This window comes from Streptomyces sp. NPDC002076, assembly GCF_053593835.1.
The window spans coordinates 227,088-250,694 of sequence record NZ_JBSFDI010000001.1 but is presented as its reverse complement, the minus strand read 5'-3'; the positions used below and the strand labels follow the sequence as shown (position 1 = coordinate 250,694).

General features: G+C 69.5%; 19 protein-coding genes. 10 read left to right on the top strand and 9 right to left on the bottom strand.

Annotated features, from left to right (window positions below; all coding sequences use genetic code 11):
• Window positions 1–41: 41 nt before the first annotated feature.
• Window positions 42–1,604, bottom strand: coding sequence for a hypothetical protein (locus tag ACWCQS_RS01150; RefSeq protein WP_451002535.1), 1,563 nt, complete (start codon window positions 1,602–1,604; stop codon window positions 42–44).
• A gap of 81 nt (window positions 1,605–1,685) precedes the next feature.
• On the opposite strand from ACWCQS_RS01150, the gene ACWCQS_RS01145 reads away from it, so the two are divergent.
• Genes ACWCQS_RS01145 through ACWCQS_RS01135 form a run of 3 tightly spaced genes read left to right on the top strand, consistent with a single transcriptional unit; the run spans window position 1,686 to window position 4,174 of the window.
• Window positions 1,686–2,840: a hypothetical protein gene (locus ACWCQS_RS01145; protein ID WP_451002534.1), complete on the top strand. Its 1,155-nt coding sequence runs from the start codon at window positions 1,686–1,688 to the stop codon at window positions 2,838–2,840.
• Between the two features lie 42 nt (window positions 2,841–2,882).
• Window positions 2,883–3,860, top strand: coding sequence for a phosphotransferase (locus ACWCQS_RS01140; RefSeq protein WP_451002533.1), 978 nt, complete (start codon window positions 2,883–2,885; stop codon window positions 3,858–3,860).
• A gap of 5 nt (window positions 3,861–3,865) precedes the next feature.
• Window positions 3,866–4,174, top strand: a complete 309-nt coding sequence (locus ACWCQS_RS01135) for a hypothetical protein (RefSeq protein ID WP_451002532.1) — start codon at window positions 3,866–3,868, stop codon at window positions 4,172–4,174.
• On the opposite strand, the gene ACWCQS_RS01130 is transcribed toward ACWCQS_RS01135, so the two are convergent.
• Genes ACWCQS_RS01130 through ACWCQS_RS01115 form a run of 4 tightly spaced genes read right to left on the bottom strand, consistent with a single transcriptional unit; the run spans window position 4,155 to window position 8,012 of the window.
• Window positions 4,155–4,925 (bottom strand): succinate dehydrogenase/fumarate reductase iron-sulfur subunit, encoded by a 771-nt coding sequence (locus ACWCQS_RS01130; RefSeq protein WP_451002531.1) that lies wholly within the window; start codon window positions 4,923–4,925, stop codon window positions 4,155–4,157. The genes ACWCQS_RS01135 and ACWCQS_RS01130 overlap by 20 nt on opposite strands.
• Window positions 4,922–6,859 carry a fumarate reductase/succinate dehydrogenase flavoprotein subunit gene (locus ACWCQS_RS01125; RefSeq protein ID WP_451002530.1) on the bottom strand — a complete coding sequence of 646 codons (1,938 nt, stop codon included), beginning with the start codon at window positions 6,857–6,859 and terminating at the stop codon, window positions 4,922–4,924. The genes ACWCQS_RS01130 and ACWCQS_RS01125 overlap by 4 nt, the downstream gene beginning before the upstream one ends.
• An 18-nt stretch (window positions 6,860–6,877) precedes the next feature.
• Window positions 6,878–7,699, bottom strand: a complete 822-nt coding sequence (locus tag ACWCQS_RS01120) for a hypothetical protein (RefSeq protein WP_451002529.1) — start codon at window positions 7,697–7,699, stop codon at window positions 6,878–6,880.
• Between the two features lie 22 nt (window positions 7,700–7,721).
• The gene (locus ACWCQS_RS01115; protein ID WP_153538774.1) at window positions 7,722–8,012 is read right to left on the bottom strand and encodes a hypothetical protein; all 291 of its coding nucleotides are present in this window, start codon (window positions 8,010–8,012) and stop codon (window positions 7,722–7,724) included.
• 315 nt (window positions 8,013–8,327) lie between these two features.
• Between ACWCQS_RS01115 and ACWCQS_RS01110 the strand changes: the two genes are divergently transcribed.
• The 7 genes from ACWCQS_RS01110 to ACWCQS_RS01080 all read left to right on the top strand — a co-directional run bounded on the left by ACWCQS_RS01110 (window position 8,328) and on the right by ACWCQS_RS01080 (window position 19,392).
• Window positions 8,328–10,556 (top strand): ABC transporter family substrate-binding protein, encoded by a 2,229-nt coding sequence (locus ACWCQS_RS01110; protein WP_451002528.1) that lies wholly within the window; start codon window positions 8,328–8,330, stop codon window positions 10,554–10,556.
• Between the two features lie 154 nt (window positions 10,557–10,710).
• A complete protein-coding gene (gene typA / locus ACWCQS_RS01105; RefSeq protein WP_451002527.1) occupies window positions 10,711–12,618 on the top strand; it encodes a translational GTPase TypA in 1,908 nt (635 codons plus the stop codon).
• A 546-nt stretch (window positions 12,619–13,164) separates the two neighbouring features.
• Complete coding sequence (locus ACWCQS_RS01100) at window positions 13,165–14,199, top strand: ABC transporter permease (protein WP_451002526.1); 1,035 nt, start codon at window positions 13,165–13,167, stop codon at window positions 14,197–14,199.
• Window positions 14,200–14,256: 57 nt separating this feature from the next.
• On the top strand, window positions 14,257–16,065 hold the full coding sequence (locus ACWCQS_RS01095) for an ABC transporter substrate-binding protein (RefSeq protein WP_451002525.1): 1,809 nt from the start codon (window positions 14,257–14,259) through the stop codon (window positions 16,063–16,065).
• An 87-nt stretch (window positions 16,066–16,152) separates the two neighbouring features.
• Entirely contained in the window at window positions 16,153–17,133 is a 981-nt protein-coding gene (locus tag ACWCQS_RS01090) for an ABC transporter permease (protein WP_451002524.1), read from the top strand.
• A gap of 10 nt (window positions 17,134–17,143) precedes the next feature.
• A complete protein-coding gene (locus ACWCQS_RS01085; RefSeq protein ID WP_451002523.1) occupies window positions 17,144–18,208 on the top strand; it encodes an ABC transporter ATP-binding protein in 1,065 nt (354 codons plus the stop codon).
• A gap of 62 nt (window positions 18,209–18,270) precedes the next feature.
• Window positions 18,271–19,392, top strand: a complete 1,122-nt coding sequence (locus tag ACWCQS_RS01080) for an ABC transporter ATP-binding protein (protein WP_451002522.1) — start codon at window positions 18,271–18,273, stop codon at window positions 19,390–19,392.
• Window positions 19,393–19,452: 60 nt separating this feature from the next.
• On the opposite strand, the gene ACWCQS_RS01075 is transcribed toward ACWCQS_RS01080, so the two are convergent.
• The 4 genes from ACWCQS_RS01075 to ACWCQS_RS01060 form a co-directional block, all read right to left on the bottom strand.
• Window positions 19,453–20,193 (bottom strand): class I SAM-dependent methyltransferase, encoded by a 741-nt coding sequence (locus tag ACWCQS_RS01075; RefSeq protein WP_451002521.1) that lies wholly within the window; start codon window positions 20,191–20,193, stop codon window positions 19,453–19,455.
• 218 nt (window positions 20,194–20,411) lie between these two features.
• Window positions 20,412–21,470, bottom strand: a complete 1,059-nt coding sequence (locus ACWCQS_RS01070) for an ABC transporter ATP-binding protein (RefSeq protein WP_451002520.1) — start codon at window positions 21,468–21,470, stop codon at window positions 20,412–20,414.
• Window positions 21,471–21,496: 26 nt separating this feature from the next.
• Window positions 21,497–22,534 (bottom strand): ABC transporter ATP-binding protein, encoded by a 1,038-nt coding sequence (locus ACWCQS_RS01065; protein WP_451002519.1) that lies wholly within the window; start codon window positions 22,532–22,534, stop codon window positions 21,497–21,499.
• 46 nt (window positions 22,535–22,580) lie between these two features.
• Entirely contained in the window at window positions 22,581–23,561 is a 981-nt protein-coding gene (locus ACWCQS_RS01060; protein WP_451002518.1) for an ABC transporter permease, read from the bottom strand.
• Window positions 23,562–23,607 lie beyond the last annotated feature (46 nt).

The window sequence follows — 23,607 nt, the reverse complement described above, 5'->3', positions numbered from 1 at the left end:
GCCCCCGCGTTGCCCAGCCGCCCGACTCCGCCGGCCGCTGCTCAGAAGCCGCGGCGGGTCCTTGTCTCCGGCCCCCCGTAGCTCGTCGGCGGCCCCCCGTCCGGGTTCTCTGCCAGGAGGACTCCGCCCAGGACCGCGGCGGCCAGGCCCGGTGTGTCTCCGTCGGCGCTCGTGTGCGGGTTGCCGTGGGCCCGTACGTTCCGTTCGGCCAGGTCCCGGGCCTCGCGGGCCAGGGTGTCGGCCCGGCCGGCCCGGCCCGCGCCCAGCTCGCGTGCCGCCTCCGCGAGGCGGACCCGCGCCTCCGGGCCCACCGCACCCCGGTGCACCGTGACGAAGTCCTCCGCCCCGGCGACGGAACTCCTCGCCACGAGCAGCGCCGCCGCGGACGGCGCACCGGCGTGCCCCGTCTCCAGCCGTTCCACCGCCCGCGCTATCCGGCGCAGGGCGTCCAGCGGGTCGTACGGGCCCGCCGTCAGCTGCTCCCGTACGGTGGCCAGCACACCGTCCGCGTGGGCCAGCCGGGCGTGCAGCTCCCCGCTGGTCAGGGGAGCCGGCACGCCTCCTTTCCGGGCCGCCGCGATCTCCGCCTCCGCGCCGGTCAGCGCGGCCGGCACCAGCTCCGCCGCCTCCCGTAGCTCCGCGGCCAGCCGTTCCACCCCGGTGACCAGGACATCGGCCTGGGCCACCGCGCCCTCGGCGGCGCGCAGCAGGCCGGCAGCCCGTGCGCCCGCGCCCGCATCGGCCGACTGGCGGGCCTCGTTGAGCCGCATGGTGGCGAACACCAACCGGTCCTTGGCCTGTTCGAGGTACCCGGTGACCGGTGCGACGGCCGCGGGCGTCCAGCGGTCGTGCAGGGCGGTCAGGGTGTCCTCGGCGGTGAGCGTGCGCCCCGTCAGCTCCCGGAACCGCCCCTCGGCGACCTCCAGGGCCCCGGCCTGCCCCGGCCCCTCCAGCTCCCGCAGCCGGTCCAGCGCGGGAGCCCGCGCATCCAGCCCGCGTCCCGCCTCAGCGCACCGGCCGACCACGCCGACCAGCGCCTGCCGCCGGGCCACGTCGTCCTCCGGCACCCCCTGCTCGTACCGCCGCCAGATCGCGCACGCGGCCGCCAGCTCGGTCTCGGCGGCCCGCAGGGCCTGGCGGAAGGGTTCGGTGTCCGCCTCCGCGAACCGTGCCTGGACGAAGGCGAGTTCCTCCCGGCTCGTGCGCACACAGTCGTCGGCCAGGACCAGCGCGGCGCGCGCCTGGCGCTCGGAGTCGGCCTGGGTGGGCGCGGGCGGGGCGGCGGAGACGATCCCGGGGGTCGTACGGGTGCGGGCGCGGCGGGTGCGGCGCAGGTAGCCGTATCCGGCCAGCCCCACTGCGGCGACCACGGCGATCAGGGGCAGCACGAGGTCGGCCGTGGACGGCCCGTCCTGCTGCGGCGCGGCGGCGCTCGCGACGGTTCCGGTGGGCGCCACGGGAACCGGATCTTGCGCGCCGGCCGTCATCACCGGCAACACCAGCCACCCGGCCCCGACCACGACACCCAGTACGGCATGCGCCACCCGCACGCATATGTGCGCCTTGGCGCGCCGAGGCCGGCCACGGATCAGGGAGGACGTCACATTTCGGAGCGTATGGGCAGGTAGACGCCTTCGCGAGCGGGATGGATACGGGTGGGGGACGGGATGGGCAGGGGGTCAGGAATGGACACCAGGGACAGCGGCGGGGCACAAACGGAAGGAGCGGTAACGGAAGGGGCGACAACGGACGGTGCAGGCGTGGACGGGGGAACGAGCGAAAAGCCACCCGCACCCGACGACGAAGCCCGCACCGGCGGTACGAGCCACACACGCACCTGGCCGCGCACCCTCAGGCGCACCGCGCTCGCCCTGGTCCTCCTCCTGCTCCTCCCCACCCTCGCCGCGGAGACCGCCCTCCGCCTCAACTACACCGGCACCCCCGACCGCGGCACGTACACCCGGAACCGAGACGCCGTCTGGCTCGGCCACGCCTGGATCGACGGCCGCAAGACCGACGCCGACGTCACCGCACTGGTCAGCCGGCTGCGCGACACCGGCATCCGCGACCTGTACGTCCACGCGGGCCCCCTGGAACACGACGGGACGCTCCCCGAGTCGGCGCATCCCAAGGCACGTTGGTTCACGGACGCCGTGCGTCGCCGGGCGCCGCACATCCGGGTACAGGCCTGGCTCGGCGACGAGGTCGCCCCCGAGAAGCCGTACGCCATGCACCTGGAGCGGCCCGCGACGCGCGCTGCCGTCGTCGAGTCCACCCGGCAGATCCTCGCCGCCGGCTTCCAGGGCGCCCACTTCGACCTGGAGCCCCTGCACTCCGGCGACCGGAACTACCTCGCACTCCTGGACGCCCTGCACCGCGTCACCCGGGCCCGCCACGCCGTGCTCTCCGTCGCCGCCCACCAGATCGATCCGCTCCCGGCCCTCCACTCCGTCTGGGGCACGGTCACCGGCCACCCCAAGTGGTGGTCGCAGGCGTACTTCGGGCAGGTCGCGCGCCGTGTCGACCAGATCGCGGTGATGTCGTACGACACCATGCAGCCGTTGCAGAGCCTGTACGGCGGCTATGTCGCCCAGCAGACCTCGCTGGCCCTGGAGGTCACGCCGGAGTCCACCGACCTGCTCATGGGCCTGCCCTTCTACCACGAGAACCGCGTCGGCCACTGGGCCCGCGCCGAGACCGTCCCGGCCGCGGTGCGCGGCGTCCGCCTCGGCCTGTCCCGCACCGACAAGGACCGGGCCCGCTTCGGCGTCGCCCTCTATGTCGACTTCGCGGCCACCGAAGCGGACTGGACGGCGTATCGCGAGGGCTGGGTCCGGTGAATCGGGAGGACGGGGTCCGGTGAATCGGGAAGACTGGGCGCGGTGACCGGACCACGACAGCACAGGACCGTCGCCGACCTCGCCCCGCTCGTCCGTGCCGGTCTCGGCCGCCATCGCACTCTCACCGCCGTCACCCGGCTGCGGGGCGGCTCCAAGAAGGGTGTCTACCGGCTCCGCCTGGACGACGGCGGCACCGCGATCGCCTACGTCTGGTCGCCGGACGAGGACTACTGGGACCAGCCCGACGCCGACCCCCGCGACCCCTTCTCGCACGCCTCCGGACTCGATCTGTTCACCGCCGCCCACGACCGTCTCGCGGCCGCCGGCGTCCGCACGCCAAGCCTGCTGCACGTGGCCCCCGAGACAGCCGCGGCCGTGGTCGAGGACCTGCCCGGCGGCAGTCTGGAGGAAGCCCTGCGCCGGGAGCCGGACGCGGCGGTCCCGGCGCTGCGGGAGCTCGCCGAGGCCCTGCGCACCCTGCGCGGCTGCCGCTCGGCCGGCCACGGCAAGGTCGCCCTGGTCGACGGCGGCGGCACCTCGTACGGCACCTCCTGCGCCCGGCTCGTCACCGACCGGGCCCTGTCCGACATCGCCGAGACCGCCGTACGGGATCCGCGTGCCGCCGCCGCCCGGGAGCGGCTGGAGGACGCCGTGCGCTCCCTCGCCGACCGGGTCCGCCCGCGCACCGCCGGCCATCCCCTCGTCCATGGCGAACTCGGCCCGGACCACGTGCTGTTGGACGCCGACGGCCGTCCCGCACTGATCGACATCGAAGGGCTGATGTACTTCGACGCCGAGTGGGAGCACGTCTTCCTGCGGCTGCGCTTCGGGCCGCACTACGCCGCCCTGCGCGCCCCCGCCCTGGACGAGGACCGGCTGCGGCTGTACCGGCTCGCCATGCACCTGAACCTGGTCGCCGGCCCGCTGCGGCTCGCCGACGGCGACTTCCCGCAGGCCGAGTTCATGCGGGGGATCGCGGAGTACAACCTGGCCGAGGCCCTGGCTCTGGTGGGAGCATGATGGGCATGCACATGTTCTTGGTGGTGGCGGCCGTGCTGGCGGTGGCGCTCATGGGGGTGCTCGGTGCCCTGGCCGTCGCGGCGGAGTGGATACCGCCGCTGGCCCGTCGCCGGGTGCTGCGGCCCCGGCTGTGGGGATACGGGGCGCTGGCCAATGCCGTGGGGCTGGGCCTGTTCATGTTCCTCGGGCCGCTCGCCGACGCGGGCCTGGACGCCCTTCCGGCCGCCGGGTGGTGCCTGTGGATGGCGGGAATGGTGGTCCAGCTTCTCTCCCAGCGCCCCGGGCGCGCCGCGCCTACGAAGACCGCCTCCTGATCTTCGAGCCGAGCCACACCAGCGGGTCGTACTTGCGGTCGACCGCGCGTTCCTTCATGGGGATCAGGGCGTTGTCGGTGATCTTGATGCCCTCGGGGCAGACCTCCGTGCAGCACTTGGTGATGTTGCAGTAGCCGAGGCCGTGTTCGTCCTGGGCCGTGCGCCCCCGGTCCAGGCCGGTCTCGGCGGCCGCGTCCAGTGGATGCATGTCGAGTTCGGCGATCCGCATCAGGAAGCGCGGGCCCGCGAACGCCGTCTTGTTCTCCTCGTGGTCGCGGATGACATGGCACGTGTCCTGGCACAGGAAGCACTCGATGCACTTGCGGAACTCCTGCGAGCGGTCCACGTCCTCCTGCATCATCCGGTACTCGCCCGGGCCCAGACCGGCGGGCGGGACGAAGGCCGGGACCTCCCGCGCCTTCTGGTAGTTGAAGCCGACGTTCGTCACCAGGTCGCGGATCACCGGGAAGGCGCGCAGGGGGGTGACCGTGATCGTCTCGGCGCGGTCGAAGACCGACATGCGGGTCATGCACATCAGCCGGGGGCGGCCGTTGATCTCGGCCGAGCACGAACCGCACTTGCCGGCTTTGCAGTTCCAGCGCACGGCCAGATCCGGCGCCTGGGTGGCCTGGAGGCGGTGGATGATGTCCAGGACCACCTCGCCGTCGTTCACCTCGACGGTGAAGTCCTCCAGGCCGCCGCCCTGCTCATCACCCCGCCACACCTTGAAGCGGGCCTCGTAGCTGCTCACTCGTACAGCTCCTCTTCGGCGAGGTACTTGACCAGCTCTTCCTTCTCGAAGAGGGCGAGCAGGTCCGGGCGGATGGGGGCGGTGGTCTCGCGGGTGAGGCGGACCTGGCCACGGGCGGGGTCGGTCGCCGCCAGGCCGCCGGTCGGGTCGGCGAGGGCGCACAGCAGGTTCACGTTGCGCCACTTGCGGTCCATCGTGGGGTGGTCCTCGCGGGTGTGGCCGCCACGCGACTCGGTGCGCTCCAGGGCCGCGCGGGCCACGCACTCGCTGACCAGCAGCATGTTCCGCAGGTCGAGGGCCAGGTGCCAGCCGGGGTTGAACTGGCGGTGTCCCTCCACCCCCGCCCGGCGGGCGCGTACCCGCAGTTCGGCGAGCTTGTGCAGGGCCTGCTCCATCTCGCCCTCGCGGCGGATGATGCCGACCAGGTCGTTCATGGTCTGCTGGAGTTCCTGGTGCAGGGTGTACGGGTTCTCCGGCGGCCCCGCCTCGCCCGCCCGGTCCACCTCCGCGGAGAACGGGCGCAGCGCCTCCGCCGCGGCCGTGTTGACCTGGGCGTCGTCCACCGGCGGGCGCCGATCCGCCAGCCCCTGGGCGTACTCCGCCGCGTGCCAGCCCGCCCGGCGTCCGAAGACCAGCAGGTCGGAGAGCGAGTTGCCGCCGAGCCGGTTGGAGCCGTGCATACCGCCGGCCACCTCACCGGCCGCGAACAGCCCCGGCACCCCGCGCGCCGCCGCCGTGTCGGAGTCGACCGCGATCCCGCCCATCACGTAGTGACAGGTCGGCCCCACCTCCATCGCCTCCGCCGTGATGTCGACGTCCGCCAGCTCCTTGAACTGGTGGTACATCGACGGCAGCCGGCGCCGGATCACCTCGGCCGGCATCCGCGTGGACACGTCCAGGAACACCCCGCCGTGCGGCGAGCCCCGGCCCGCCTTCACCTCGGCGTTGATGGCGCGGGCCACCTCGTCGCGGGGGAGGAGTTCCGGTGGACGCCGGTTGTTCTCCGGGTCCTCGTACCACCGGTCGGCCTCCTCCTCCGACTCGGCGTACTTCTCCTTGAAGACGTCCGGGATGTAGTCGAACATGAACCGCTTGCCCTCGGAGTTCCTGAGCACCCCGCCGTCGCCGCGCACCGACTCGGTGACGAGGATGCCCTTCACCGACGGCGGCCAGACCATGCCCGTCGGATGGAACTGCACGAACTCCATGTTCAGCAGGGGTGCGCCCGCGAGGAGGGCGAGGGCGTGCCCGTCACCCGTGTACTCCCACGAGTTCGAGGTGACCTTGAAGGACTTGCCGATGCCGCCGGTCGCGATCACGACCGCGGGGGCCTCCAGGACGAAGAAGCGGCCGGTCTCGCGCTCGTAGGCGAACACACCGGAGACACGGTCCCCGTCCTTGAGGACCCGGGTGACCGTGCACTCCTGGAAGACCTTCAGCCGTGACTCGTAGTCCCCGGTCTCCTTGAAGTCCTCCTGCTGGAGGGCGACGATCTTCTGCTGGAGGGTGCGGATCAGCTCCAGGCCCGTACGGTCGCCGACGTGTGCGAGCCGCGGGTACTCGTGGCCGCCGAAGTTGCGCTGGGAGATCCGGCCGTCCTTCGTGCGGTCGAACAGCGCGCCCCAGGTCTCCAGCTCCCACACCCGGTCCGGGGCCTCCTGCGCGTGCAGCTCGGCCATCCGCCACTGGTTGAGGAACTTCCCGCCGCGCATGGTGTCGCGGAAGTGCACCTGCCAGTTGTCGTGCTCGTTGGCGTTGGCCATGGCAGCCGCGATGCCGCCCTCGGCCATCACCGTGTGCGCCTTGCCGAACAGCGACTTGCAGATCACTGCCGTACGGGCGCCCCGCTCGCGCGCCTCGATCGCGGCCCGCAGCCCGGCGCCGCCGGCACCGACCACGACGACGTCCCACTCCTGGCGGTCCACCACGGACATAAGACGGCTCACCTGTTCCTAGAAGAAGCGCGGGTCGGCGAAGACCCCGGACGCGACGAGATAGACGTAGAAGTCGGCGAACGCCACGCTCAGCAGCGACGCCCAGGCCAGCTGCATGTGCCGGGCGTTGAACCTGCCGACGAACTGCCACGCCTTGTAGCGCACCGGGTGTCTGGAGAAGTGCTTGAGCTTGCCGCCGACGATGTGCCGGCAGGAGTGACAGGAGATGGTGTACGCCCAGATCAGCACGATGTTGGCCAGGAACACCAGGGTGCCGAGCCCCATGTGGCCCCAGCGGTAGTGCGTGTCCCGGAAGGACAGCACCGTGTCGTAGGTGAGCACGCCGGCGACCAGCAGGGCCGCGTAGAAGAAGTACCGGTGGACGTTCTGCAGGATCAGCGGGAAGCGGGTCTCACCGGTGTACGTCTTGTGCGGTTCGGCCACCGCGCAGGCGGGCGGGGACGCCCAGAAGCTGCGGTAGTACGCCTTGCGGTAGTAGTAGCAGGTCAGCCGGAAGCCGAGCGGGAAGATCAGGATGATGATCGCGGGGGAGATGCCCCACCAGCTCCCGAAGAGATCGGCGTTCGGGCCCGCGTGCATGGTCCGGCAGTTGCTCGCCAGGCACGGCGAGTAGAACGGCGAGACGTACGGCGCCGCGTAGTAGTCCGCGTTGGCGAACGCCCGCCAGGTCGAGTAGACGACGAACGCCAGCAGACCGGCCGCGGTGACGGCGGGCGCCAGCCACCAGCGGTCGGTCCGCAGATGCGGAGCGGCGATCGCGGCGCGCGCAGTGGTCCGTACGCCGCCGCTGTTCTGTTGGGGTTCCGTACCAGTGGCCAAGGCAGGCTCCGGTCGTCGGGGATCAGGGGGCGTGCCGGTCGCGGGCGCCCAGGCCCTCGTCGTCCGAGCCCACCCACAGGCTGGTGTCGTACGGCGCGTCGGAGATGGTGACGAGGTCGGGGCGGCGCGGGGCCTCCCCGGTGGTCGCGGCCGCACGCAGCAGCGCCACGCTTTCACGCAGATGGTCGGCGTCCAGCCGGACCCTGCGCATCTCCAGGCCGCCGCTGCCGAGCTGGTGTTCCAGGCGTCCCAGCGACCGGTTCAGGTCGTCGAGGGAGCGCTGGACCGAGGTGATGTCGTCGTGCACGGACATGACTTGCCCTCACTTCCGTGGGTCCGGCGGGCCCTGGGCGGCAACGTTCATGCGCCTTGGAGTGTTGCGCGTCACACCTGCCGATGTGAAGGCATGTGCAGCGATTGGCGGAGGCGCACTGGTGCATCTCGGGTGGTGTTGCGCCGCACGGGTGGGGTTGCCGCCCGTCGTCGCCGTGTCGCCCGCAGGGGCCGGATCCCTTCCTCTTCAGTGGGCCGCATAGATCTGATCAGCTCCAAATACCGCCAAAGGTGATCAGCTCCATATACCGACAAATGTGAGCATAAACCCGCGGCTTCCCGGAGGTAGCCAGAGATGTCCAACGACGGCCAGCGCCCCGTAGGGACGCGGGGAACCGCGCGGCCGGCCACGACGGTCCGGCAGACGAACGACGGCACATCGCGGCGCCTTCGGCGGAGCGTCAGCCGCTCGGTCTCCTTCCTGGCGGCGGGCGCGCTCGCGGTGCCGTTCCTCGCCGCGTGCGGCTCCGACGAGAAGGTCTCCAAGCCCCTCGCCGGCCAGGACATCGCCCCGGCCGGCCGAGGCCGGATCGCCGACGGCGGGACGCTGAAGTGGGCAGTCGACGCCCTGCCCCAGACGTTGAACACCTTCCAGGCCGACGCCGACGCCGGCACCAGCCGGGTCGCCCAGGCCGTCCTGCCGTCGATGTTCCGCCTGGACGCCACCGGCCGGCCGGTGCCCAACCGCGCCTACCTGGAGTCGGCCAAGGTCATCGAGACCGAGCCGCGCCAGGTCGTGCTGTACAAGCTGAACCAGCAGGCCGTCTGGAGCGACGGCCGGGAGATCGGCGCCCCCGACTTCGTCGCCCAGTGGCACGCCCTGTCCGGGAAGAACAGCTCCTACTGGACCGCCCGCAACGCCGGCTACGACCGCATCGAGAAGATCGAGCGCGGCACGAGCGACCTCCAGGTCCGCGTCACCTTCTCCCGCCCCTACGCCGACTGGAAGTCGCTGTTCTCCCCGCTCTACCCGAAGGACGTCATGGGCACCCCGGACGCCTTCAACGACGGCGCCCGCCGCAGCCTGAAGGTCACCGCCGGGCCCTTCAAGGTGGACAAGGTCGACACCGCCGAGAAGGACGTCGTCCTCACCCGCAATCCGCGCTGGTGGGGCAGGCCCGCCAAGCTGGATGAGATCGTGCTGCACGCCGTACCCCGCGACAAGCGGGCCGCCGCGCTCGCCGACGGCAGTGTGGACCTCGCCGACGTCGACCCCGGCGACGCCCAGCGGATCGGGCTCGCCGCCCACGCCGCGGCGAACCCGCTGCAGGGCTCCGGCAAGACCTCGGTGAAGAAGCTGCGCGACTGGGCGCGCGCGCACGACTTCGACGCCGACGACGTCAAGGCCGACCGGGCGAAGCTGCACAAGGCGATCTCCCAGTACCTGGACGAGCAGCAGGCGCTGCGCGAGGTCGAGGTCCGCAGGTCGCTGGAGCCCGCCTACACCCAGCTCGCCCTGAACGGCTCCACGGGCCCCCTCGCCGACGAGCGCGTCCGCCGGGCCGTCGCCCGCGCCCTGGACCGCCGGGAGCTGGCCAAGCTGGTGCTCACTCCGCTGGGCCTGCCCGCCGTGCCGGTCGGCAGCCATCTCGCCCTGTCCGGGCAGCCCGCGTACGCCGACAACAGCGGCGCGATCGGCGACCAGGACACCAAGGAGGCGCAGGCGCTGCTCACCGACGCCGGCTGGGTGGCCGGCGGCCCGATCAAGGAGCAGCCGAAGAAGAAGGGCGACAAGGCGGCCGGCCCCGAGCGCGAGAAGACGGCCAAGGAGGACAAGCACGACGCCGGCAAGGACGGCGAGCACCTCGTCGGCCAGGACGAGAAGAACGGCGGACGCGGGGACGGGGGCGACCGGCACCTGGCGCGCGAGGGAAAGCAGGGCGGTGCACAGGGTGCCTACGCCCCGCAGGGCACGGCCGCGCCCGCCGCCGCGGCGGCCCCGCAGCTCGCCAAGGACGGCAAGCCGCTCCTGCTCCGCTTCGTCCTCCCCTCCGGCGCCGGCTCCCAGACGCTGGACTCGGTCGCCGAGCGGATCTCGGCCATGCTGGAGCGGGTCGGCATCCGGACGACGGTCACCAATGTCCCGGACGCGAGCTACTTCAAGGACCACATCGCCTCCGGCGACTACGACCTCGCGCTGTACTCCTGGCCGTCCTCCGCGTTCCCGGCCACGGACGACCGGCCGGTGTTCGCGAAGCCGGTGCCGGCGGCGGACGGCTCGCTGAACGTCGAGCAGAACTACACCCGGGTGGGCACCGACCAGGTCGACCAGCTCTTCGACGAGGCCGCGGCGACCCTGGACGAGGGCGAGGAGGTGTCGCTGATCCGCAAGGCGGACTCGCGGATCTGGGCCTCGGCGGCGTCGATCCCGCTGTACCAGCGGCCCCAGCTCGTGGCGGTGCGGAAGAATCTGGTCAACGCCGGAGCGTTCGGATTCCAGACGCCGGTCTACGAGGACATGGGCTTCCTGAAGAAGGGCGCGAAGGTCACAGGCGGTCCCACCAGCGCACCTTCGCCCAGCTGAGCTCCCATGGAGATCATCACACGGCCCTGAGGAGGCCGACTCCCTCGGGGCCACGTACCATGGGGTGAGGCCGTGGCGTGTCCAGCCCGGCAGGACCCGCGCGACACAGACGTACGCGCAGGGCAATCCTCACACTCCGGGAGTTCGTCGCACTATGGCCACGCGCCACGACATCCGCAACGTCGCCATCGTCGCTCACGTCGACCACGGCAAGACCACCATCGTCGACGGCATGCTGAAGCAGGCCGGCGCCTTCGCCGCCCACCAGCTCGAAGGCGTCGACGACCGCATGATGGACTCGAACGACCTGGAGCGTGAGAAGGGCATCACGATCCTCGCCAAGAACACCGCGGTGAAGTATCACCCGAAGGACGGCGGGGAACCGATCACCATCAACATCATCGACACCCCCGGCCACGCCGACTTCGGCGGCGAGGTCGAGCGCGGTCTGTCGATGGTGGACGGTGTCGTGCTGCTGGTGGACGCCTCCGAGGGCCCGCTGCCGCAGACCCGGTTCGTGCTGCGCAAGGCGCTGCAGGCCCGCCTGCCCGTCATCCTGTGCATCAACAAGACGGACCGCCCGGACGCCCGGATCGACGAGGTCGTCAACGAGACCTACGACCTCTTCCTGGACCTGGACGCGGACGAGGAGCAGATCGAGTTCCCGATCGTCTACGCCTGCGGCCGTGACGGCATCGCCTCGCTGACCAAGCCGGAGAACGGCACGGTCCCGGCCGACTCCGACAGCCTGGAGCCGTTCTTCTCCACGATCCTGGAGCACATCCCGGCTCCGACGTACGAGGAGGACGCGCCGCTCCAGGCCCACGTCACCAACCTCGACGCCGACAACTTCCTCGGCCGTATCGCGCTGCTCCGGGTCGAGCAGGGCGAGCTGCGCAAGGGCCAGACGGTCGCGTGGATCAAGCGCGACGGGTCGATCAGCAACGTCCGCATCTCCGAGCTGATGATGACCGAGGCGCTCACCCGCAAGCCCGCCGAGAAGGCCGGCCCGGGTGACATCTGCGCGGTCGCCGGTATCCCGGACATCATGATCGGCGAGACGCTGGCCGACACCGAGAACCCGATCCCGCTGCCGCTGATCACGGTGGACGAGCCGGCGATCTCCATGGTCATCGGTACGAACACCTCGCCGCTCGTCGGCCGGGGCGGCACCGGCAAGGGCGCCGACGCGAAGGCGGCCGTGAAGGACCGCAAGGTCACCGCGCGCCAGGTCAAGGACCGCCTGGACCGCGAGCTGATCGGTAACGTCTCGCTGCGCGTGCTGGACACCGAGCGCCCCGACGCCTGGGAGGTCCAGGGCCGTGGTGAGCTGGCGCTCGCCATCCTGGTCGAGACCATGCGCCGGGAGGGCTACGAGCTGACCGTCGGCAAGCCGCAGGTCGTCACCAAGGAGGTCGACGGCAAGGTCTACGAGCCGGTCGAGCGCATGACGATCGACGTGCCCGAGGAGCACATGGGCGCCGTCACGCAGCTCATGGGTGTCCGCAAGGGCCGCATGGACAACATGTCCAACCACGGCTCCGGCTGGGTGCGCATGGAGTTCGTCGTGCCCTCGCGCGGACTCATCGGTTTCCGCACCGAGTTCCTGACCCAGACCCGCGGCACCGGTATCGGGCACTCCATCCACGAGGGCCACGAGCCCTGGTTCGGTACGTTGCAGACCCGCAACAACGGCTCGCTGGTCGCCGACCGCGCCGGCGCGGTCACCGCGTTCGCGATGACGAACCTTCAGGAGCGCGGCGTGCTCTTCGTGGAGCCGGGCACCGAGGTGTACGAGGGCATGATCGTCGGTGAGAACTCCCGCTCCGACGACATGGACGTCAACATCACCAAGGAGAAGAAGCTCACCAACATGCGGTCCTCGACGGCCGATGTGGCCGAGTCGATCGTGCCGCCGCGCAAGCTGTCGCTGGAGCAGTCGCTGGAGTTCTGCCGCGACGACGAGTGCGTCGAGGTGACCCCGGAGGCCGTTCGCATCCGCAAGGTCAACCTCGACCAGCGGGAGCGGGCGCGCGCCGCGAGCCGCGCCAAGCACGGCTGATCCCCAGGCAGTTGAGCCCGGGTCCCCCCAGAATGGGGAGACCCGGGCTTTTTGCAACCCATTTTCGAGGACCACATGTCCGACATGCGGAGATCCCCGACCGATAGCCAAGTAACAAGTCCGTTTCGCGCCTTAATCCGTCGAACAGTTTGTCCAGATTTTGGAAGGTCTAGCCGCGAGCCGTGACTGAATTGAGATCTGCGGGCAGTGGTCGGTGGTCGACCCATGGCAGATAGTTAGCCGCGTAGCGCTCGGGTCAATGGGTCTCGTGCTGTGGGGACAGCGCGCCGACTCGCGAGCACCCAGAGGGTGTCTGGTCCTCCGTCAGGGGTGTCGGAGGCAGGACGGAAACCCTCTCCTGTTGGTGAACACGTGGAGTCATGAGGAGGAACCCCCATGCGCGGTGTCACAAACACCAAGCGGGTCTGTTCGTCACTTCCAGCGGTGTGATTCGGCTGTAGAACTACGCGCGTCCGCCTCGCGGTTACGCGCGCCCTAGGAGTATCAGGGCACCTCTCACACTCATACCTGTGAAACGGACGAACCGTGACAAGTCCTATCGACATTGAGGGCGGCGGGACTTCGGTCGTCGTCGACGGCGAACCAGGGCCGGAAGCGAAGAGCGAAGCCGTCAAGCTCGAAGGCCGGTCCCCCGGCCAGCTGATGTGGCTGCGCTTCAAGCGCGACCGCACCGGTGTGATCTCGGCCTACGTCGTGGGCTTCTTCTTCCTGATCGGCCTGCTGGCCCCGCTGATCTCCAAGCTGTACGGCAAGAATCCGTACACGGTGTACGCGGACGAGCGCCCGGAGCTCTTCGACAGCGCCGGCGTGCCGGTGCATCCCAACGGCGGTATCAGCAGCGAGTTCTGGTTCGGCCTCGAACCCGGAAACGGCTACGACGTCTTCACCAAGCTGATCTACGGCATCCGCACCTCGCTGATGATCTCGGTCGCCGTCACCGTCGCGGTCGTGGTGACCGGCATCCTGCTCGGTGTCGCGGCCGGCTATCTCGGCGGCAGGACCGACTACTTCATCGGCCGGGTCATCGACTTCCTGCTCGCCTTCCCGGCGCAGCTGTTCTTCATCGCGAGCATGCCGGTCGTGGTGTCCCTGTTCGTCAGTCCCCGCGACGAGACACCCACCTACGTGCGGGTGGTGGCCCTGATCATCGTGCAGTGGTTCCTGGGCTGGATGGGGCTCGGGCGCATCCTGCGCGGCACCGCACTCGCCCTGCGGGAACGGGAGTTCATCGAGGCGGCCAAGGTCAGCGGTGCCTCCTCGTGGCGGATCATCAGCAAGGAGATCCTGCCGAACGTCGTCACCCCGCTGCTGGTGCAGGCGACGTACCTGCTGCCCGGTTTCGTGACGGCCGAGGCCGGTCTGTCCTTCCTGGGTGTCGGCATCGTCGAACCGACGCCGGACTGGGGGCAGATGTTCTCCAAGGCGTCCACCGAACTGGTGATGCAGAACGACATCACCTACATGTTCTTCCCCGGCGTATCGATGATCATCTTCGTCGTCGCGTTCAACCTGCTCGGGGACTCGGTCAGAGACGCCTTCGATCCCAAGACCGCGCGCTGACCGCAGTACGTCAACCACACGGAACGTCAGTTTCAAGAATGGGTGGGAAATTTCGTGATGAGTAGGGGCGGACGCCACGCATACAGCGCGCTGTCGGTGCTCGCGGCCGGGGCTCTGGTGCTCACCGGCTGCAGCAAGGGCGGCAGCGACTCCGGCACCAACGGCAACAAGGACCAGAAGAACGCCGAGGCACAGCAGGCGGCCATCAAGTTCGGCGGTACCGCCGACTCCCAGGGCCCCGCGGCCGACGTGCCGGGCGCCAAGAGCGGCGGCAGCATGGAGGTGCTGCAGCGCGACAGCTTCGCGCACCTCGACCCGGGACAGATCTACGTCTCCGACCAGATGGCGCTCGCGCAGCTGATCCACAGAGGTCTCACCGGCTACAAGGCCACCAGCAACGACGGCCACAAGCATGAGATCGTCGGCGACCTCGCCACCGACTCCGGCACCACCACGGACGGCGGGAAGACCTGGAAGTACACGCTCAAGGACGGCATCAAGTTCCAGGACGGCACCCCGATCACGTCCAAGGACGTCCGCCAGACCTTCGAGCGGCTCTTCGCGCCCTTCATCACCCAGGGCCCGCCCTACCTCCAGCAGTGGCTGGCCGACACGCCGGGCGCCGACTACCGCAAGCTGCTCAAGGACGGCCCGTACAAGGGCAAGCACCTCCCGAACAGCATCCTCGAGACGCCCGACGACAAAACCATCATCTTCCACTTCAAGAAGCCGCACGCGGACCTGCCGTACGCGCTCGCCATGGCCGGCTACTCCATCGTGTCCGCGAAGGGCGACACCAAGGAGAAGTACGACAAGGCCCCGCTGGCGACCGGCCCCTACAAGATCCAGTCCTTCAAGTCCGGCAAGTCGATGGTGCTGGTCAAGAACACCAACTGGGACCCGAAGACGGACCCGATCCGGCACCAGTACGTGGACCAGTTCAACTTCACGTTCAACCAGCAGTTCGAGACCTCCACCAAGGCCCTGCTGGCGGACAGCGGCCCCGACCAGACCGGCCTCAGCTTCAGCAACCAGGTCGACGCGGGCAACCTGTCCAGCGTCCTCAAGAACCCGCAGCTCAAGTCCCGTACGGTCTCCGGCTACCAGCCGTACGTCGGCCAGATGAACATCAACATGAGCAAGCCGGAGATGAAGGACATCCGGGTCCGCGAGGCCATCGCCTACGCACTGCCCGTCACCCCCTTCGTCCGTGCCTTCGGCGGCACCGACGCGATGGAGGTCGCCGGCGGCCTGCTCAGCCCGACCGTCAGCGGCTACGACGCCTCCTTCGACCCGTTCGGCAAGAAGAAGAAGCCGGCCGGTGACCCGGACAAGGCCCGCGCCCTGCTCAAGCAGGCCGGCAAGCTCAACATGAAGCTGACCTTCGGCTACACCAACACCCCCGAGGGCCAGCAGTACTCCACGGCCATGGCGGCGGGCCTGAAGAAGGCCGGCTTCGACGTCCAGCGCCAGGAGATCCCCTCCGAGACCTACTACGACCAGGTCTCCAAGCTCAACAACAACTACGACATCTTCCACACCGCGTGGGGCGCCGACTGGCCGTCCGCCTCGACGGTCCTCCCGCTGCTGTACGACGGCCGCATCATCGCCGACGGTGCGTCGAACTACTCGCAGATCAACGACCCCCACGTGAACAGCGAGATCGACCGCATCAACGCGATCACCGACCCGGTCAAGGCCGCGGCCGAGTGGGAGAAGCTCGACAAGTACCTGCTCACCAAGGTCGTCAACGTGGTCCCGACCGCGTACTACAAGCAGACCCAGATCGCCGGCTCCAAGGTCGGCGGCCTCGTCTACGACGACGTGATCGGCGGGGTCGACCCGCGTCGCCTCTTCATCAAGTAACCGTCCCCGTCCGGTACCCGGCGCGCTCCCGAGCAGGGGGCGCGCCGGGTACCGCCAAGGCCGCCGACGTCTGAGAGCTGCCCTGTCATGCTGCGCTTCCTCGTCCGCCGGATCATCGGTGCCGTCGTCATTCTGTTCCTGCTGAGCATCGTCACGTTCGTGCTGTTCTTCGGGGTGCCCCGGGACCCGGCGCTGATGATGTGCGGCAAGACCTGCAACCCGGACAGCATCGCGAACATCCACCATGTGCTCGGCCTGGACAAACCGATCACCGAGCAGTACTGGATCTTCCTGCACAACCTCGTCCTGGGCAGCAACCAGTTCGCCCAGGGACCGTGCCCCGCCCCCTGTTTCGGCTACTCGTACCACACCAACGAGCAGGTCTGGGCCACCCTGATGGACCGGCTGCCCACCACCGTCTCCCTCACCATGGGCGCGGCCGTGTGCTTCCTGATCGTCGGCCTCGGCACCGGGCTGCTCGCCGCCTGGCGGCGCGGCACCCTGATCGACAAGACGGCGACCGCGGGGGCCATGGTCATCAGCTCGCTGCAGATCTACTTCCTCGGCCCGCTGGCCCTCGCGCTCCTCGTCTACCAGACCCACTGGTTCGACAAGCCCGCGTACAACGAGCTGACCCAGGACCCCGTGTCCTGGTTCACCGGCCTGATCATCCCGTGGGTGGTCCTGTCCACGATCTTCGCCGCGCAGTACACCCGTATGGCGCGGTCCTCGATGATCGAACAGCTCCAGGAGGAACACGTCCGGACCGCCCGCGCCAAGGGCATGTCCCGCCCCTATGTCTTCTTCCGCTACGCCTGGCGCGGTTCGCTGATCCCGATCGTCACCATCTTCGGCATCGACCTCGGCTCGCTGTTCGGCGGCGCCATCATCACCGAGTACACCTTCAGCCTGCCCGGTCTCGGCAACCTCGCCGTCCAGTCCGTCTTCTTCAGCGACCTGCCGCTGCTGCTCGGCGTGATGCTCTTCTCCGCCAGCATGATCCTGCTGTTCAACATCATCGTCGACGCCGCGTACGCCTACATCGACCCGCGCGTGCGGCTGTCCTAGGAGCACTGTCGTGACCACTCTGACCAAGGAAGCCGGTGCTCCGGTCCCGGCCGGCACGGGCGCCTTCCTCTCCGTCCGGGACCTGCACGTCAGCTTCAAGACCGAGGACGGCGTCGTACGGGCCGTGGACGGGCTCTCCTTCGACCTGGAGCGCGGCAGGACGCTCGGCATCGTGGGCGAGTCCGGCTCGGGCAAGTCGGTGACCAACCTGACCATCCTCGGCCTGCACAACCCCATGTTCACCACGGTCGAGGGCGAGATCCTGCTGGAGGGGCGGGAGCTGACCACGGCCCGGGAGTCCGAGCTGGAGAAGCTGCGCGGCAACAAGGTCGCCATGATCTTCCAGGACCCGCTCACCGCGCTCTCCCCGTACTACACGGTCGGCCGGCAGATCGCCGAGCCGTACCGGAAGCACACCGGCGCCACCAAGAAGGAGGCCTGGGAGCGCGCCGTGGAGATGCTCGGCAAGGTCGGCATCCCGAACCCGAAGGAGAGGGCGAAGGACTACCCGCACCAGTTCTCCGGCGGTATGCGCCAGCGCGCCATGATCGCCATGGCCCTGGTCTGCAACCCCGACCTGCTGATCGCCGACGAGCCGACGACCGCCCTGGACGTGACGGTCCAGGCACAGATCCTCGATCTGCTCAAGGACCTGCAGCAGGAGTTCGGATCCGGCATCATCTTCATCACCCACGACCTGGGGGTGATCGCCGACATGGCCGACGACATCATGGTGATGTACGCGGGCGGTGCGGTGGAGCGGGGCACCACCCAAGAGGTGCTGCGCTCGCCCCGGCACCCGTACACCTGGGGCCTGCTGAACTCGATGCCGCGCCTGGACTCCGACCTCGGCGCCCAGCTCACCCCGATCCCCGGCGCCCCGCCCTCGCTGCTCAATCCTCCGTCCGGCTGCCGTTTCCATCCGCGCTGCGGCTTCCAGGAGCGGGTGGAGGGCACGGAGCGCTGTGTCCGCGAGCGCCCGCTGCTCGCCCCGGACCGGGCCTCCGCGTGCCATCTCACGGCGGAGCAGAAGCGGACCATCTTCATCGAAGAGATCAAGCCCCGTCTGGGCTAGTCGCCAGTCGTCAGTCGTCAGTTGTCGGCCGTCAGCCGTCAGTTGTCCTAGGAGGACACGTCATGAAAGAGGACTTGGTCCTCCCGGCCCCGCGCGAGAGGAGCGCCGGCGCGGACGGGGAGCCGTTGCTGGAGGTCTCCGGCCTGACCAAGCACTTCCCCGTCAAGGGTGGCTTCCCGATCCGCCGGACGATCGGCGCGGTGCAGGCCGTGGACGGCGTCGACATCACCGTGCACGCGGGGGAGAGCTTCGGCCTGGTCGGCGAGTCGGGCTGCGGCAAGTCGACCACCGGCCGGCTGATCACCCGCCTGCTGGAGCCGACCGGCGGCACGATCACCTACCGCGGTCAGGACATCAGCCACGCCACGCGGGGGCAGCTCGCCCCGATCCGCTCCGAGATCCAGATGATCTTCCAGGACCCGTACTCGTCGCTGAACCCGCGGCAGACGGTCGGCAAGATCATCTCGGGTCCGATGGAGATCAACGGGATCGAGCCGGAGGGCGGCCGCGAGAAGCGGGTCCGCGAGCTGCTGGAGATCGTGGGCCTCAACCCCGAGCACTACAACCGCTTCCCGCACGAGTTCTCCGGCGGTCAGCGCCAGCGCATCGGCGTGGCCCGGGCGCTCGCCCTGGAGCCCAAGCTGATCGTGGCCGACGAGCCGGTCTCCGCGCTCGACGTCTCCATCCAGGCCCAGGTCGTGAACCTGCTCCAGGAGGTGCAGAAGGAACTCGGCATCGCGTTCCTCTTCATCGCCCACGACCTGGCCGTCGTCCGCCACTTCTCGCACCGGGTGGCGGTGATGTACCTCGGCAAGATCATCGAGGTGGGTGACCGCGACTCCATCTACAACCGGCCGCGCCACCCGTACACGCACGCCCTGCTGTCCGCGGTGCCCGAGGTGAACCTGTCGGACGAGGACTCGGGCGGGCGCGAGCGCATCCGGCTGGCCGGCGATGTGCCCTCCCCCATCTCCCCGCCCTCCGGCTGCCGCTTCCGCACCCGCTGCTGGAAGGCCCAGGACAAGTGCGCGACCGAGGAGCCGCCGCTGGTCCAGATCTCCGGCAACCACGACGGCCACCTGACGGCCTGCCACTTCCCGGAGGAGCCGACGACCGAGGCACGGGACGAGGACATCGTGCTGGACCCGGCGCTGGCGGCGCTGGAGGAGGACGAAAGGGCCTAGGCCCTTTCGTCAAATTCCCGCCTGCTCGGCGACGCCTGGCACGCACGCTGACGACAGGACCTAGGCCGCCCGGGCCACGGTGATGATCTCAGGGCTGGCGGGGGTGACCGGCCCCCGCCCCCAGTCGCCGTACTGCTCCACGACCCTCAGCCCGGCCTCGGCGAGAAAACCCTCCAGGGAGTCCTCGTCCAGGAAGCGAAGGCTGCTGTGGCAGACCTGCGGGTCCGGCCACGCATCGCCGTCGTAGGTCTCGGTGAACCGCACCCGGCCGTCGACCAGGCCGTCACTCTGCACCTCGTGCCACACTCGCACCGGTCTCCCGTCCTCGGCGGTGATCTCGTACACCCGGTCCGGGGTCCAGCGTTCCCAGGGGCGGGCGGCCGGGTTGCGGGTCTCGAACACGAACCGCCCGCCGCCGCCGAGGGCCGCACGGACCCCGCGCAGACAGTGCCGGATCTCCTCGTCCTCGACCAGTTCCTGGAAGGCGTGCCCGGTCATGACTGCGAGGTCGAACTCCCCGTCCCACAGCCGGGTGCGCATGTCTCCGAGCACCCACTCGACGTCCGGCCGGGCCCGCCGCGCCTGTACGAGCATGGCGGGGGCCGGATCGAGCCCCATCAGCCGGCCCTGGTGCCCCTCGGCCCGTGCCCGGCGCAGCAACTGCCCGGTGCCGCACCCGATGTCCAGCACCGAGCGGGCCTGAAGCACCAGACCGAGGTAGAAGTCGTCGCCCGGCCGCCAGGGGTTGAGGCGGTCGTAGAGTGCGGCGAGCGTGAGATCGGTAAAGACATGATCTACCACCGCGGCAGTCTGACACATGATGTTGAACGGCGCGTCAGGTTCCGGTGCACTTTCTGAACTTCTCTCAACTCTCGGTCGAGGCAGTCCCGTTGTATGACGAAGGCCCGCGCCTGGAGAGGCACGGGCCTTCGTCCCCTGGAAGCGGACGTCCATGGGCTCGGGTCAATGGGCCGGTGAAAGTCCGTTCCGCGAGGGGGCGGCTGACGAAAAGGGGTGTGTCAGGCCGCCGCCTCGGGGTCCTTGGAGAGACGGTCCTGGGAGGCACGGGGGGCGGGGATCGTCTCCTGCGTCTCAGGATAGTGGCATGCCGTCAGATGGCCGGGCTTGTTGCCCTCCACCTGCACCAGCGGCGGGGCCTCCGACGCGCACTTCTCCGTCGCCTTCCAGCAGCGGGTGCGGAAGCGGCAACCGGAGGGCGGGTTGATCGGCGAGGGCACGTCGCCGACCAGGCGGATGCGCTCGCGCGGCTCCTCGTCCACCGTCGCCTCGGGTACGGCGGAGAGCAGCGCCCGGGTGTACGGGTGGCGCGGGTTGCCGTACAGGTCGTCGCGGTCGGCGATCTCGACGATCTTGCCGAGGTACATCACCGCGACGCGCTGCGAGAAGTGGCGGACGATCGCGAGGTCGTGGGCGATGAAGACGAACGCGATGCCCAGTTCCTTCTGGACCTTCTGCAGCAGGTTCACGACCTGGGCCTGGATCGAGACGTCGAGGGCGGAGACCGGCTCGTCCGCCACGATCAGCTTCGGCTCCAGGGCCAGTGCGCGGGCCACGCCGATGCGCTGGCGCTGGCCGCCGGAGAACTCGTGCGGGAAGCGGTTGAAGTGCTCGGGGTTCAGGCCCACGATCTCCAGCAGCTCGCGGACCCGCTTCTCCCGGCCGCCGGCCGGGTTGATGTCGTTGATCTCCATCGGACCCGAGATGATCTTGCCGACCGTCTGCCGCGGGTTCAGCGAGGCGTACGGGTCCTGGAAGATCATCTGGATCTCGGAGCGGATCGGCGCCAGGTCCCTGCGGCCCGCGTGCGTGATGTCCTGCCCGCGGTAGGTGATCTTGCCGCCGGTCGGCTCCAGCAGGCGGGTGATCAGTCGGCCGGTGGTCGACTTGCCGCAGCCCGACTCACCGACGAGGCCCAGGCTCTCGCCCTCGCCGACCTGGAAGTCCAGCCCGTCCACGGCCTGCACCGCGCCGACCGTACGGCGGATCGGGAAACCGCCCTTGATCGGGAAGTGCTTGGTGAGCCCGGAGACGTCCAGGAGGGGGTTCGTGTTGCTCATGATCGTGAAGTCCCGTCTGCTGTCCGTCAGTTGTGCCGGGTTGCGGCGAAGTCGGCGAAGAGTTCCTGCTTCTGCTCCTGGGACAGGTGGCAGGCGGAACCTCGGCCCTCGGCCACCTCCAGCAGCGGGCGCTCGGTCGAGCACAGACCGCCGGCGACCTTCTCGGCGAACGCGCATCGCGGGTGGAAGCGGCAGCCGGAGGGCGGGTTGAGCAGCGAGGGCGGGGAGCCGGGGATGGGGGAGAGCGGCACGTCGACCGGGCCGTCCAGGCTCGGCATCGAGTTCAGCAGCCCCAGGGTGTAGGGGTGGTCCGGGGCGCTCAGCACCTGCTTCTTGGTGCCGCGCTCCACGCACCGGCCGCCGTACATCACCAGCACGTCGTCCGCGATGTCGGCGATGACGCCGAGGTCGTGCGTGATGAAGATGATCGCGGTGCCGAACTCCTGCTGGAGGTCCTTGAGCAGGTCCATGATCTGGGCCTGGACCGTCACGTCGAGCGCCGTGGTCGGCTCGTCGGCGATCAGCAGCTCGGGGTCGCAGACCAGCGCCATGGCGATCATCGCGCGCTGGCGCATACCGCCGGAGAACTGGTGCGGGTAGTCGTCGACGCGCATGTCCGGCTGCGGAATGCCGACTCGGCGCAGCATCTCGATGGCGCGCTTGCGTGCCACGGCCTTGGAGCAGCCAGTGTGTTTGCGATAGGTCTCGCCGATCTGCGCGCCGATGGTGTGGTACGGCGAGAGCGAGGCCAGCGCGTCCTGGAAAATCATGGACATCTTGTTGCCGCGCAGCCTCTCCAGCTCCTTCTCGGAGGCCGTGAGCAGCTCTTGGCCGTCGAGCAGGATCTCGCCCTCGATCGTCGTGCGCGCGGGGTCGTGCAGGCCCAGGATCGTCAGGTTGGTGACCGACTTGCCGGAGCCCGACTCGCCCACGATGCCGAGCGTCTGGCCCTTGACCAGGTCGAAGGAGAGGCCGTCGACGGCCTTGACGACGCCGTCCTCGGTGGAGAAGTGGACTTTTAGGTCTTTGATCGAGAGGAACGGCTGCTGATCGGTGCTCGTCACGGGGACGCTCCAGGGGTGATGCGAGGGGTCGGGAGTAGGGCGGAGGTCAGGCGAGCCGGATCCGCGGGTCGATGAGGGCGTAGACGGCGTCCACGATGATGTTGAAGATCACGATCGCGCCGGCGGCCAGCACGGTCACGCCCAGCACCATGGGCAGGTCGCTCTTGTTGACGGCGTCAAGCGCGAGCCGGCCGACGCCCTGGAGGCTGAAGACGGACTCGGTGATGATCGCGCCACCGATGAGCGTGGCGAGGTCGATACCGAAGATGGTGACGATCGGCCCCATCGCGCCGCGCCAGGCGAACCGGAAGAAGACGGCGCGGCTGGACAGTCCCTTGGCCCGGGCCGTGCGGACGTAGTCCTCGTTGAGCGTCTCGACCAGTTGGGAGCGGGACATACGGGTGTAGTTGGCGGTGAAGATGATCGCCAACACCAGCCAGGGCAACAGCAGCCCCGAGGCCCACTGGACGGGGTTGTCGGTGAGGGGGGTGTACGACGGGTTGTCGAGGATGCCGAGCTTGGCGACGAAGAAGTACATCGCGATGTAGCCGACGAAGTAGACCTGCAGCGAGGAGGCGATCAGCGAGCCCGAACTGGCCAGCTTGTCCTGCCACTTGCCCTGCTTGACCGCCGCGATCATGCCCGCGCCGACACCGAAGACGAGGAAGACCACGGCCGAGCCGAAGGCGAGCGACAGGGTCAGCGGGAGCCGGTCCATGATCGTACCGAGGACGGGCTCGCGGTTGGCGAACGAGTACCCGAGGCAGGGGGCGCTGCAGTTGCCGAAGTCGCCGTAGCTGCGCCCGACGAAGATGCCCTTGAGCCAGTACCAGTACTGGACCGGGACCGGGTGGTCGATGCCCAGGTTGTGCCGGACCTGCTTGAGCATGTCGGGCGTGCAGTTCTTGCCGCAGGACATCATGGCGGGGTCACGCGGGATGGCGTAGAAGAGCCAGAAGGTGACGGCGCTGATGATCAGCAGGATCACCAGCGCGCCGAGAACTCGGCGGACAAGGAAGCGGAGCATGGGGCGTGACTTTCCGGACGGGGCGCCGTCGCCGGGATAGGGGGGT

Bases quoted from the DNA above. Each gene is read 5' to 3' on its own strand.
- typA (WP_451002527.1), top strand. From the start codon at position 10,711: ATGGCCACGCGCCACGACATCCGCAACGTCGCCATCGTCGCTCACGTC.
- ACWCQS_RS01095 (WP_451002525.1), top strand. From the start codon at position 14,257: ATGAGTAGGGGCGGACGCCACGCATACAGCGCGCTGTCGGTGCTCGCG.
- ACWCQS_RS01060 (WP_451002518.1), bottom strand. From the start codon at position 23,561: ATGCTCCGCTTCCTTGTCCGCCGAGTTCTCGGCGCGCTGGTGATCCTG.
- ACWCQS_RS01125 (WP_451002530.1), bottom strand. From the start codon at position 6,859: ATGTCCGTGGTGGACCGCCAGGAGTGGGACGTCGTCGTGGTCGGTGCC.
- ACWCQS_RS01115 (WP_153538774.1), bottom strand. From the start codon at position 8,012: ATGTCCGTGCACGACGACATCACCTCGGTCCAGCGCTCCCTCGACGAC.
- ACWCQS_RS01090 (WP_451002524.1), top strand. From the start codon at position 16,153: ATGCTGCGCTTCCTCGTCCGCCGGATCATCGGTGCCGTCGTCATTCTG.
- ACWCQS_RS01080 (WP_451002522.1), top strand. From the start codon at position 18,271: ATGAAAGAGGACTTGGTCCTCCCGGCCCCGCGCGAGAGGAGCGCCGGC.
- ACWCQS_RS01145 (WP_451002534.1), top strand. From the start codon at position 1,686: ATGGACACCAGGGACAGCGGCGGGGCACAAACGGAAGGAGCGGTAACG.
- ACWCQS_RS01070 (WP_451002520.1), bottom strand. From the start codon at position 21,470: ATGAGCAACACGAACCCCCTCCTGGACGTCTCCGGGCTCACCAAGCAC.
- ACWCQS_RS01135 (WP_451002532.1), top strand. From the start codon at position 3,866: ATGCACATGTTCTTGGTGGTGGCGGCCGTGCTGGCGGTGGCGCTCATG.
- ACWCQS_RS01110 (WP_451002528.1), top strand. From the start codon at position 8,328: ATGTCCAACGACGGCCAGCGCCCCGTAGGGACGCGGGGAACCGCGCGG.